The organism is Loktanella sp. DSM 29012 (assembly GCF_900110705.1).
GTDB lineage: Bacteria > Pseudomonadota > Alphaproteobacteria > Rhodobacterales > Rhodobacteraceae > Loktanella > Loktanella gaetbuli.
Genome location: NZ_FOEJ01000009.1, coordinates 62,036 through 74,125, shown reverse-complemented (window position 1 = coordinate 74,125; position 12,090 = coordinate 62,036). Strand labels below are relative to the sequence as shown.

Sequence of the window (12,090 nt, the reverse complement as noted above, 5' to 3'; positions counted from 1 at the left end):
CGCGCGTAAAATCGCGGACAACGCGCCATTCTCGAATTACCTTATGATCCAGGCACTGTCGCGGATCGAGGACATGTCCCGCAGCGACGGCCTGTTCACCGAGAGCCTCTCTGCTGCCATGGCCCAGACCACCGACGCCGCCCGAGAGGGGCTGGCCGCGTTCCTGGAAAAGCGCCCGCCGAATTTTCGGAAATAGACGGCACCGATCACGCCTTGCGAACGTTTCTACGCTTGCGTCAAGGCAGACCTTTGAGTGCCCAGCAGCGAAAGGACCGCTATGGTCCTTCGGTGCGTTCTGCAGCGAACGGTAGGTTTGAAGCCTTAGTTACTGATGCTCCACGACGCCTCTTTTGTTAAACATTTCGTTCGCTCGTGTTAACTTTCGATTCAGTCTCGATTGCAACGTCAGGAAAAGACATGTTGAGCAACGCTGAAACGCCATCTGAGTTTTTGGACATGCTGGAAGACGATTGGCGTCGGGACACGTTGCAGGAAATCAGGGCAATAATCAGATGGAAGGCACCGCAACTGAGTGAGCGCATCCACTACAAGATGTTGGGATATGGGATTGATAATGCGTACGCTTTTCATCTAAACGCGCAGAAAGCATACGTCAGTCTTTACGTAGGGGATATCTCCAAGGTCGACCCGACCGGAGATTTGCTGGATGGGCTGAATGTTGGCAAAGGATGCATCCGCTTCTTTAAAACAACCAAGATCGACGACACTCGGATCGACGAATTTATTTCGCGCGCCTTTACGATGTGGCAAGCGGGCGAAGACATCGGCTGCGAGCTGTAACCGGCGCGGCGCTTGCCATGAAGCCGCCATTCGTGACCTTGATCTAGATGGCGAGACTGTCGGCAGACTGGCCACCCGTGCCTTTCCCCCTGAATGTTCGCTTTAGACTGTCATCACGCCCTCACCTCCGGCGTAGAGCGCGGCGATCAGCTCTGTCCGGTTCGCACGCAACTGCCGCTGGTTCAGCGACCCTTTCTCGGTGAGTTCGCCGGCGTCCAGTGACGGGTCATGGTCCAGCGGAATCGCGCGTTTGACCCGGCTGGCCGATCCCGTCGCCGCCTGTGCCGCCTGCGCCAGTGCCTCCTGCACCGCACCTGAGTCCACACCGGGCGTCAGCCACAGCAATGCGCCCAGCTCTGGCTGATCCTCGCCCACGATCACCGCGTCGCGGATCAGCCCGCCCATCGCATCGACCAGCCGCGCGCGCAGCGCGCCCACCGCCACCCATGTGCCGGTCGTCAGCTTGAAATTCTCGGCCAGCCGCCCGTCGAAATAGAACCCTTTGGACAGATCATCCGGGTCGGCGGGCCGCAGCGCATCGCCCAGCCGGTAAAAACCTTCGTCATCGAATGCCTCTTCGGTGCGGACGGGATCGCCCAGATAGCCGGGCGTCACGTTCGGCCCTTTGATCCGGGCCTCCAGCTTGTCACCGACGGGCACCAGTCTCAGCGTGACACCCCGTGCGGGCACGCCCACGTTGCCGGATTGGTCCTGAACATCGGTGCAGGCCAGCGTAAAGGGTGCGGTTTCCGTGGCCCCTAGGCCAGTGGCCAGCAACACCCGCCGCCCCGTGATCCGCAGGCCCACGGCCGACAGCCGGTCCCAGGTCTGCTGCGCCATCCCGGCACCCGCATAGAACAACATGCCAAGTTTCGCGAAAAACCGTTGCGCCAATGCGTCGTCCTGTTCCAGCGCGGCCACCAGCTGATCGTAGCCGACCGGAACGTTGAAATACCAGGTGCAGGATATCTCTGAAAGGTTGCGCAAGGTTTCGTTCATCTTGCCCGGCGCGGGGCGGCCGTCGTCAATGTAATAGGTGCCGCCGTTGGTCAGGATCAGGTAAAATACCTTGTTGCCTGCCGCCGTGTGGTTCCACGGGGCCCAGTCCAGCGTCACGGGCGGATCATCCGAGAGATAGCGGTAGCAATCGCGCACCATGGCCTGACTGGCGCAAACCATCCCGTTGGTGTTGATCACCGCCTTTGGCGTGCCGGTTGACCCCGACGTGAACAGATATTTCAGCACCGTGTCCGCCGTCAGACCCGCCCGCGCGGCGTCCGCCGGGGCGGGGTCACTGGTCATTAGATCGTCATACCTGACGTCGCCGGATCGCGCGTTCCTGCACGTGATGACCGCACGCCCGTCTGCCGAAGTGGCGCCCAGTGCCTTGGTAAAGGTCGCGGCGTCATCGGCAAAAACCGCACCGGGGTTCAAGGTCACTGCGATGTCGCGCAGCTTGCCGTGGTCCTGACTGACCAAGGAATAGGGCACGGCCACAGGCGCAAACGGCACACCGACATAGGCCGAAGCCAGACCCAAAAGCGCATGTTCGAGACTGTTTTCCGACAGGATCAACAGCGGTCTGTCTGCCGTCAGCCCAAGGTCCAGCAACCCCGCACCCAGCCTGCGCGCGGCATCCAGCGCCTGCGCGTAGCTGACGGTGATCCAGTTGCCATCTGGCCCGCGCCGCGCGATCCATGTCCTGTCGGGGGCTGTCTGCGCCCAGTGATCCAGATAGGCCGCCATGACCTGCGGATGATCTGGCAGCGGATCGGTCTGCCGCATCAGGATCGTGCCGTCAGCGCGGCGGTCATAGGCGAAACGCGGCGTCCAGAATCGGTCGGTCATGTGCTGTTGCCCCCCGCGCGGACCTTGTGCAGCAATCGCAGCAACGTGTCCTTTTCCGTGTCGTCCAGCCCGGCAAAACACCGCGCCTCATGCGCGCGCACCAGCGCCACCAAGGCGTCAAACCGGGCGATCCCGCGGCCGGTCGGTTGCAGCGCCTGCACCCGCCTGTCGCCCGGTACGGGATCGCGCCGGATCAGATCCGCGCTCTCCAACTCGTCGATCAGCGCGACCATGCCGGACCGTTCCACACCCAGCGCACGGGCCAATTCGCTCTGCGTGATGCCTTGCTGGCCCACGACCATGGCCAGCGCGGAAAACACGCGCGTCGACAGGCCCGCGTCACCCATGATGTCGCGAAAATCGGCATGCACGGTGACATAGGCCCGTTTCAGATGATACCCGAGGAAATCGCGCAGCAGGATTTCCGGGTCTGTCTCGGGCTCTGACATGACGCTCCTTCCGGGGATCAGATTGTTTAGCTACATAACAGTTACAGGTTTCAACAACCGGCTGTCCACGAAAACCGCAGACCGATCTGCAAGATCTGTCCGAAAACGCGGCCCACTGCCCAAGAAACAGGCAGCACGCAAAATCACGGTGATCCCGCAACGGCCTGTTGCGCAGGGTCGGTTGACTTATCCCGGATGCGGTCACCAAGGTTTTGCAGATCAGAGGAGCCTGCCATCACCGTCTTGTCCCCCAACCTGTCGCCCGCGACACCCGTGCCTGCCGTCCGGTCCCATGGCCGGGTCGACCTGTGCGTGCAGGCGCGCAATGACGGCACCGGGATCGCGCGGTTGCGTACCTCTGGCTGTCTGAAACTGCTGTTTCCCACGGGACGCGATCCGCTGACGGCTGTGCTGCTGAACACATCCGGCGGGCTGACCGGCGGCGACGATCTGGGCGTCATGCTGGACGCCCGGGCCGGCGCGCATCTGGCCCTGACCACGCAGGCGGCCGAACGTATCTACAAGGCATCTCACGGCACCGCCCGCGTTGTGAACACCATCACGGCCCAGGACGGTAGTACTGTGATGTGGCTGCCGCAGGACACGATCCTGTTCGACGCATCCGGCCTGAACCGCAGTCTGCACTGCGAAGTCGCACCCACCGCCACCGCCCTGTTGGTGGAACCGGTCGTCTTTGGCCGGGCACTGTCGGGCGAGGCGCTGCGTGACATTTCCTATACCGACCGCATCCATGTCACCCGCGACGGCGCGCCATTGGTATCTGATGCGATCCACATCAGCGGCGACGCACAGGCACAATTGGCCCGCGCAGCCACCGCAGGTGGTGCCGGTGCCATGGCCACACTGATCTATGCCGCCCCCGACGCAGGCAACCGCCTGGACGCCTTGCGCACGGCCATCGGCGGTGGCGGTGCCGCCAGCAGCCCGCGCGACGGCGTGATCTGCGCCCGCCTGCTGGCCGCTGACAGCTTTGAACTGCGCCGCACCCTGACGCGCGCCCTGACCCTGTTGGCCGGGTCCGCCCTGCCCCCAAGCTGGAGATTGTGAATGAACCTGACGCCCCGCGAAAAGGACAAACTGCTGATCGCCATGGCCGCCGAGGTCGCGCGCAAGCGCCTTGCGCGTGGTGTAAAGCTCAACCACCCCGAAGCGATCGCGCTGATCACCGACACCGTGGTCGAGGGTGCCCGCGACGGCCGGTCGGTGTCAGAGATGATGCAGGCCGGTGCCGAGGTCGTCACCCGCGATCAATGCATGGAAGGCGTGCCCGAGATGATCCACGACGTACAGGTCGAGGCGACCTTTCCCGACGGCACAAAACTGGTGACGGTCCATGATCCGATCCGTTGAATCTGAGTATTTTTGGCAAGATGATGCAGGAGACCCGCGATGATCCCCGGTGAGATACTGACGGCAGAGGGTGAGATCACCCTGAATGCCGACCGCGAGGCCGTGACGCTGATGGTGGCCAATACCGGCGACCGACCCGTGCAGGTCGGCAGTCACTATCATTTCGCCGAAACCAACCCGGCGCTGGATTTCGACCGCGCTGCGGCGCGCGGCTGCAGGTTGGATATCGCCGCAGGCACCGCCGTGCGGTTCGAACCGGGACAAAGACGCGAGGTGAACGTGATCCCCTTTGCCGGTGGCCGCGTCGTTTACGGGTTCAACCAGACCGTCATGGGGGACCTCTGACATGGCTACCAGTATTTCCCGCGCATCCTATGCCGCGATGTATGGTCCGACCGTCGGCGACCGCGTGCGGCTGGCCGACACCGACCTGATCATCGAGGTCGAGCGCGACCTGACGGCCACCCGTGGCGACGGCGGCAACGCCTTGCACTACGGTGAAGAGGTCAAGTTCGGCGGCGGCAAGGTCATCCGCGACGGCATGGGCCAGTCACAGGTCACCCGCGCTGCGGGGGCCGTCGATACCGTCATCACCAACGCGCTGATCGTGGACTGGACCGGCATCTACAAGGCCGATGTCGGCCTGCGCGACGGCCGTATCCACAAGATCGGCAAGGCCGGCAACCCAGACACCCAACCCGGCGTCGATATCATCATCGGACCGGGGACAGAAATCATCGCCGGTGAAGGGCGCATTCTGACCGCTGGCGGGTTCGACAGTCATATCCATTTTATCTGCCCGCAGCAGATCGACGACGCGCTGCATTCCGGTGTGACCACGATGCTGGGCGGCGGCACCGGTCCCGCGCATGGCACGTTGGCGACCACTTGCACCCCCGGCCCCTGGCACATGGCGCGGATGCTGCAATCGGCGGATGCCTTTGCGATGAACCTCGCCTTTGCGGGCAAGGGCAACGCCAGTCTGCCCGCCGGGTTGGAGGAACAGGTGCTGGGCGGGGCCTGCGCGTTGAAACTGCACGAGGACTGGGGCACCACCCCTGCCGCGATCGACTGCTGTCTGAGCGTGGCCGACGCGATGGACGTGCAGGTGATGATCCACACCGACACCCTGAACGAGTCCGGGTTCGTGGAACACACGCTGAACGCCATCAAGGGCCGCACGATCCACGCGTTCCACACCGAAGGGGCGGGCGGGGGTCATGCGCCGGATATCATCAAGATCTGTGGCGAACAGAACGTGCTGCCGTCGTCCACCAACCCGACCCGGCCCTTTACCGTGAACACGGTCGAGGAACATCTGGATATGCTGATGGTCTGTCACCATCTGGATAAATCCATCCCCGAGGATATCGCATTCGCCGAAAGCCGGATCCGCCGCGAAACGATCGCGGCCGAGGATATCCTGCACGACATGGGTGCCTTTTCCATCATCGCGAGTGACAGTCAGGCGATGGGCCGCGTGGGCGAGGTGCTGATCCGCACCTGGCAGACCGCCGACAAGATGCGCAAGCAGCGCGGTCGCCTGCCAGAGGAGACGGGCGACAACGACAATGTCCGCGTGCGCCGCTACATCGCGAAATACACGATCAACCCGGCGATCGCCCACGGCATCAGCGCCCACATCGGCAGCATCGAGGCAGGCAAGCGCGCCGATCTGGTGCTGTGGAATCCCGCGTTTTTCGGGGTAAAGCCGGAAATGGTCCTGATGGGCGGCACTATCGTCATGGCACAGATGGGTGATCCGAACGCCTCGATCCCCACACCGCAGCCGGTCTATTCGCGGCCCATGTGGGGGGCCTACGGACGTAGCGTCGAACATTCCGCCGTGACCTTTGTATCCGGTGCCGCCCAGGACGACGGCATCCGCGACCGGCTTGGCCTGGCGAAGCAGACGCTGGCGGTGGAAAACACCCGCAATATCGGCAAGCGCGATCTGAAACTGAACGACGCCACGCCCACCGTCGAGGTCGATCCCGAAACCTACGAGGTCCGCGCCGACGGCGAATTGTTGACCTGCCAACCGGCAGAGGTTCTGCCGATGGCCCAGCGGTATTTCATGTTCTGATGGCCGGTTCAGCTTTCCACCTGCTGCAGTCCGGCATTGCCAGGATGGTTGTCGCAGCACAGCCCCGATCCCTCTGCCTTGGGCGAGAGGGGAGGAAACCACAGACAGCACATCAAGAGGTTTCCACTAGCTTGTTACTACACCGCACATCACGACCTTCACGGGATTCTCGCGACAGCGCGGCAACATCTGGCCGGTTTCGGTCGCGGCTTGAAAGCCTGCGTCCACCGCAAATCGCGCTTGGACCAGATCGAACGGCTCAACGCGAAAACCGATACGGAACTGGCCGAAATGGGTCTGCGTCGTCAGGACATCACACGCCATATCTTTGCCGACCTGATGAACACGTTCTGAAGTCGCGATCCGGGGGGCAGTCCCGCACAGTGCATGACGGACTTGCACCTACCCCCCTGACGCATCCCGGTGGTCAGGGCCACCTCTGGTGCATGGGGCCGCTGCCCCGCCACATGCACCAAGAGGTTGACCATGCCACTCGACACCACCTTGCCGACCGACCTGCAAACGCAGGTGGACGATTATTTCGCCACGCTGGGTCAGGGGTTCAACGCCGGAACGATCCGGCAGGAACGCACCGCGCAATTGATCGCACTGAACGCGATGACAGACACAGAGCTGGCACAGCAGGGTCTGACCCGCGCCGACATTCCAAACCACGTTTTCAGCGACCTGTTTCCAAAATGAAACTGACGGCGGTGGCGGCATGACGGACATGCCCACCGCCCAGCACGTCGAACCGTTCGGCGGGTCCGCTGTCGATACCGTGACACTGGACTACGAATCGCGGTTCCTGCGCCGCCGCGTGTTGACGACCGACACCGGGGTGCGGTTCCTCGTGGATTTGCCACACACCACATCACTGAACGCGGGTGACGCGCTGGTTCTGAACGACGGGCCGCGCATTCGCGTGCAGGCCGCGGCCGAGGATGTGTTGCGGATCACCGGCACGAACCTCGCCCGGATTGCCTGGCATATCGGCAACCGGCACACGCCCTGCCAGATCGCGGCCGACCATCTGCTGATCAAGGCCGATGACGTCATCCGGCACATGCTGGAAACCATCGGGGCCAGGGTCACGCCCGATTGCCAGCCATTCACGCCCGAGGGCGGTGCCTATGGACACGGGCGCACCCATGCCCACGCACATGGCCATACCGCCCATGACTGACGCACGGCTGTTGACCCTGATGCAATGGCTGTCGCCTGCATTTCCGCTGGGCAGTTTTTCCTATTCGCACGGGATCGAGGCGGCGGTTGCGGCGGGCCTGATCCACGACGCGGACAGCCTGACCGGCTGGCTGACCGATGTGCTGCGCCATGGCACGGGCCGCAGCGACGCAATTTGGCTCAGGCTGGCGGCAGAAACCGACGATCTGACTGCACTGAACGCGCAATGCCGCGCTTTTATGCCCGCCCGCGAACGACTGGCCGAGGCTGACCGCCAGGGGGCCGCGTTCTGCAACCTCGCGCGTCAGGTCTGGGGTATCGACATGGCCGACGTGACGCTGGCCCCTGCTGTGGGCCATGCCGCCCGTCAGATCGGCATGGACATCGACACTGTCGTGCCGCTGTTTCTGTCATCCTTTGCCGGAAACCTCGTTGCCGGCGCGCAGCGTCTGTTGCCACTCGGGCAGACCCGCGCGCAGGCGATCAACGCGGCACTTCACCCGGTCTGCATCGCGGTCGCCAGCGATACGCGCGGCGCGACCATCGACGACATTCATTCCACCGCCCTGATGTCCGACATCATGGCGATGACCCACGAAACCCAAACCGTCAGGCTGTTTCAATCATGACCACACTTAATGGCCCGCTGCGCATCGGTATCGGCGGCCCCGTAGGCGCGGGCAAAACCACACTGACGGCCCGTTTGGCCGAACGGCTGAAGTCCGAATTTTCCATCGCTGTCATCACCAACGACATCTATACCCAAGAGGACGCAGAGGCCTTGATGCGGATGCAGATCCTGCCCGCCGACCGCGTCATAGGTGTGGAAACCGGCGGTTGTCCCCACACCGCGATCCGCGAAGACGCCAGCATCAATCTGGCGGCCATCGACCGGATGAACAAACGCCACCCCGACCTGCAAATCGTCCTGATTGAGAGCGGCGGCGACAACCTGTCCGCCACCTTCAGCCCCGAACTGGCAGACATCACCATCTATGTCATCGACACCGCTGCCGGAGAGGACATCCCCCGCAAGGGCGGACCCGCGCTGACCCGGTCCGATGTGCTGGTTGTGAACAAGATAGACCTTGCGCCCTATGTCGGCGCAAACCTCGACCGGATGCGGGCCGATGCCGCCACCGCGAGGGGAGACCGCCCGTTCGTGTTCGCATCCCTGAAATCCGGTGACGGCGTGGACGAGGTGATCGCCCAGATCCGAAATTTCGGCGGTTTATGACGAAAACCGGCATGCCGGGGTCTTGGACTGCGGCAAAGGCGTCTTAAATGGCATCAAGGAAACGTGACAAAGGATATTGCAGGCAGTGAGGCCCCTATCGTGACCCCGCTCATTCTTTGGTGTGCGCCACGGCGCGCGCCCGTCCTGTCCGGTTTCCCTCGTCAATCTTTCCGCACTGGTGTAGGCGTCCGCCACCCCGACCGCGCTAGCCAGAGGTGACCCCAGACCCGTGTCCCTATTCCTGATCGCTCTTTTGCCCTTTTTGGGCGCGTTGTTGCCGGGTCTGATGATCCACGCGGGCCGCCAGGCCTGTTTCATGGCGACGTTCCTTGTCACCGGCCTGACCACCGTCGGCCTGCTGGTCCATGCCCCCGCCGTTCTGGGCGGAGAAGTCATTCAGGCGCAGCTGAACTGGATTCCGTCACTGGGACTGAACGTCAATCTGTTCCTTGATCCGCTGGGCTTCTTCTTTGCCGGGTTGATCCTGATCATCGGCCTGCTGGTGATCGTCTATGCGCGCTACTACCTGTCGCGTCAGGACAACATGGGCGAATTCTACAGCTACCTGTTGCTGTTTCAGGGCGCGATGGTCGGCATCGTGCTGTCCGACAACATCCTGATGCTGGTGGTTTTCTGGGAACTCACGTCGCTGTCGTCCTTTCTGCTGATCGGGTTCTGGAAACATCTGCCTGCGGGCCGTCAGGGTGCGCGCATGGCGCTGACCACGACGGGCATGGGCGGTCTGGCCTTGATCGGTGGCATGATCCTGCTGGGACAGGCTGGCGGCAGCTATGACCTGACCACGCTGCTGCAAAACCGCGAGATGGTGCAGGCATCCCCGCTGTATATTCCCGCGCTGCTGCTGATCCTGCTGGGCTGTTTCACGAAATCCGCGCAGTTCCCATTCCACTACTGGCTGCCGCATGCCATGGCCGCCCCCACGCCCGTGTCGGCCTATCTGCACTCTGCCACCATGGTGAAGGCCGGGTTGTTCCTGATGGCGCGCCTCTGGCCCGTTCTGGCCGGGACCGAGGCCTGGACATATATCGTCTGCACCGCGGGCCTTTTGACCATGGTGATCGCGGCCTTCATCGCGTTCTTCAAACATGACCTCAAGGCGCTCTTGGCGTTTTCGACCATCTCGCATCTGGGTCTGATCACGTTCCTTTTGGGCACCGGCACACCGTTCGGTGTCATGGCCGCCGTGTTCCACATCCTGAACCACGCCACGTTCAAGGCCGCACTGTTCATGACCGCCGGCATCGTCGATCACGAGGCGCACACCCGCGACATGACCCGGCTGGGCGGGTTGCGGCACCTGATGCCGATCACCTTTATGATCGCCACACTCGCATCGCTGTCGATGGCGGGTATCCCACTGCTCAACGGCTTTATTTCCAAGGAAATGATGCTCGAAGAAGCGACAGTCACCACCCTTTATGGCTCGCCCTGGCTGGTGACCATCGTGGCGACCGTGGGCGCGCTGTTCTCTGCTGCCTATTCGTTCCGTTTCCTCGGTCACACCTTCTTTGGCCCGAAACGCAGCGATTATCCCGCCACGCCGCATGATCCCGGTGTCGGGCTGTGGCTGTCCCCTGCCCTGCTGACGATCCCCGTGGTCGTGCTGGGTGTGGCACCCTTCCTCGCCGAACCTTTTGTGAAAACCGTGACCGCCGCCGTACTGGGCGACGCATCACTGGTCCCGGACAAATACCTGGCGCTGTGGCACGGGTTCAACCTGCCCCTGCTGATGTCCGTCATCGCCGTGATCGGCGGCATCCTGATGCTGTTGGCCTACAAGCCACTGATCAAGGCATGGGACAACACCCCCCGCCCCGAGGCCAAGACGATATTCGAGGCGCTGGTGAACGGGTGCGGCACCGCCGCCAACCGCTTTGCCGAAGGTCTGCACAACGGCAGTTTCACCCGCTACGCCGCGATCATGATCGTGACGACAACAGCGGTCGGTGCCTTTGCATGGATCACCGGCACGTCACTGGCCCAGGGCCGCGAGATGCTGCCGATCACGCCACCGGCCTTTGCCGGATGGGCAATGCTGGTCGCCGCGACCCTGTTCATGGTGCGGGTGCATCGCAACCGCCTGGCCACGCTGATCCTGATGGGAATCGTAGGTCTGATCGTGTCCGTCGGATTCAACTATTTCTCGGCCCCCGACCTTGCACTGACACAGATCTCGGTCGAGGTGGTGACGATCATCCTGCTTTTGCTGGCGCTGAATTTCCTGCCCAACAGCACGCCGGTCGAATCCAGCCCGGCCCGCCGGACCCGTGACGGCGTGATCGCGGTCCTGGGCGGTGTGGCGACCACCATGCTGATGTATTCCATCCTGATGTCGGATTTCCCGACAGCCTCGATCAGCGAATATTTCCTGGCCAATTCCTACAAGGGCGGCGGCGGTGACAACGTGGTCAACGTCATCCTCGTGGATTTCCGTGGATTCGATACCTTTGGCGAGATCATCGTGCTGGGGATCGCAGCACTCGTGATCTATGCCCTGACGGAATCGCTGCTGTCGTCGTCCGTGCGCGCGCGTCTGCTGAACCGCGGCTACGAAGAGGAACAGGCAGGCGACGCGCATCCGCTGATGATGGTCGTGTTGACCCGCGTGATGATGCCCGTGGTGTTGATGGTGGGTTTCTACATCTTCCTGCGCGGCCACAACGAGCCGGGCGGCGGGTTCATTTCCGGCCTCGTCGTCGCAATCGCGGTTGTGATGCAGTACATGGCGTCGGGTTTTGCCTGGGCCGAACGGCGCCAGCGCTATCCCTATCACGGGATCATCGGCGCGGGCGTGCTGGTGGCTGGCCTGACGGGGATCGGCAGCTGGTTTGCGGGCGTGCCCTTCCTCAGCTCTGCGTTCGGATATTTCCGCATTCCGCCGATGAACGAATTCGAACTGGCGACGGCAATGGCCTTTGACCTAGGCGTGTTCCTCGCCGTGGTCGGTGCCGTGATGCTCAGCCTTGAATCCTACTCGCGCCTTGCACGGCGTCAGGGGGATGAAACCAACGAACACGCGATGGACATCGATCCCTCCCGAGAGGTGCCGCCCATTGGCAGCCTTCGCACCACAGCGCAGAAGGAGGGCTGAA

General features: G+C 62.8%; 13 protein-coding genes and 1 pseudogene. 12 read left to right on the top strand and 2 right to left on the bottom strand.

Annotation, left to right across the window (positions count from 1 at the left end; translation table 11 throughout):
• Together BMX27_RS15815 and BMX27_RS15810 are read left to right on the top strand one after the other, a co-directional pair.
• Positions 1-196: pseudogene (locus tag BMX27_RS15815) on the top strand (enoyl-CoA hydratase); the annotation flags it as partial.
• Between the two features lie 221 nt (positions 197-417).
• On the top strand, positions 418-801 hold the full coding sequence (locus tag BMX27_RS15810) for an iron chaperone (RefSeq protein WP_090161232.1): 384 nt from the start codon (positions 418-420) through the stop codon (positions 799-801).
• 102 nt (positions 802-903) lie between these two features.
• Here BMX27_RS15810 and BMX27_RS15805 read toward each other — a convergent pair whose 3' ends face one another.
• Positions 904-2,649, bottom strand: coding sequence for a feruloyl-CoA synthase (locus BMX27_RS15805; protein WP_090161230.1), 1,746 nt, complete (start codon positions 2,647-2,649; stop codon positions 904-906).
• Positions 2,646-3,098: a MarR family winged helix-turn-helix transcriptional regulator gene (locus BMX27_RS15800; RefSeq protein WP_090161229.1), complete on the bottom strand. Its 453-nt coding sequence runs from the start codon at positions 3,096-3,098 to the stop codon at positions 2,646-2,648. Before BMX27_RS15800 ends, BMX27_RS15805 begins: the two co-directional genes overlap by 4 nt.
• Positions 3,099-3,341: 243 nt before the next feature.
• On the opposite strand from BMX27_RS15800, the gene BMX27_RS15795 reads away from it, so the two are divergent.
• The 10 genes from BMX27_RS15795 (at position 3,342) to BMX27_RS15755 (ending at position 12,089) form a co-directional block, all read left to right on the top strand.
• Positions 3,342-4,166 (top strand): urease accessory protein UreD, encoded by an 825-nt coding sequence (locus BMX27_RS15795; RefSeq protein WP_256212589.1) that lies wholly within the window; start codon positions 3,342-3,344, stop codon positions 4,164-4,166.
• Positions 4,167-4,469, top strand: a complete 303-nt coding sequence (locus tag BMX27_RS15790; RefSeq protein ID WP_056037736.1) for an urease subunit gamma — start codon at positions 4,167-4,169, stop codon at positions 4,467-4,469.
• Positions 4,470-4,508: 39 nt separating this feature from the next.
• A complete protein-coding gene (locus BMX27_RS15785; RefSeq protein WP_090161226.1) occupies positions 4,509-4,814 on the top strand; it encodes an urease subunit beta in 306 nt (101 codons plus the stop codon).
• Between the two features lies 1 nt (position 4,815).
• On the top strand, positions 4,816-6,555 hold the full coding sequence (gene ureC / locus BMX27_RS15780; RefSeq protein WP_090161224.1) for an urease subunit alpha: 1,740 nt from the start codon (positions 4,816-4,818) through the stop codon (positions 6,553-6,555).
• A gap of 210 nt (positions 6,556-6,765) precedes the next feature.
• Positions 6,766-6,909 carry a hypothetical protein gene (locus BMX27_RS16930; protein WP_177172759.1) on the top strand — a complete coding sequence of 48 codons (144 nt, stop codon included), beginning with the start codon at positions 6,766-6,768 and terminating at the stop codon, positions 6,907-6,909.
• 132 nt (positions 6,910-7,041) lie between these two features.
• Complete coding sequence (locus tag BMX27_RS15775) at positions 7,042-7,257, top strand: hypothetical protein (RefSeq protein WP_090161222.1); 216 nt, start codon at positions 7,042-7,044, stop codon at positions 7,255-7,257.
• 19 nt (positions 7,258-7,276) lie between these two features.
• Positions 7,277-7,741, top strand: a complete 465-nt coding sequence (locus BMX27_RS15770) for an urease accessory protein UreE (protein WP_090161220.1) — start codon at positions 7,277-7,279, stop codon at positions 7,739-7,741.
• Positions 7,707-8,369, top strand: coding sequence for an urease accessory protein UreF (locus BMX27_RS15765; RefSeq protein ID WP_256212588.1), 663 nt, complete (start codon positions 7,707-7,709; stop codon positions 8,367-8,369). Before BMX27_RS15770 ends, BMX27_RS15765 begins: the two co-directional genes overlap by 35 nt.
• Positions 8,366-8,977, top strand: a complete 612-nt coding sequence (gene ureG, locus BMX27_RS15760) for an urease accessory protein UreG (RefSeq protein WP_090161217.1) — start codon at positions 8,366-8,368, stop codon at positions 8,975-8,977. Before BMX27_RS15765 ends, ureG begins: the two co-directional genes overlap by 4 nt.
• 229 nt (positions 8,978-9,206) lie before the next feature.
• On the top strand, positions 9,207-12,089 hold the full coding sequence (locus BMX27_RS15755; RefSeq protein ID WP_090161215.1) for a monovalent cation/H+ antiporter subunit A: 2,883 nt from the start codon (positions 9,207-9,209) through the stop codon (positions 12,087-12,089).
• Position 12,090 lies beyond the last annotated feature (1 nt).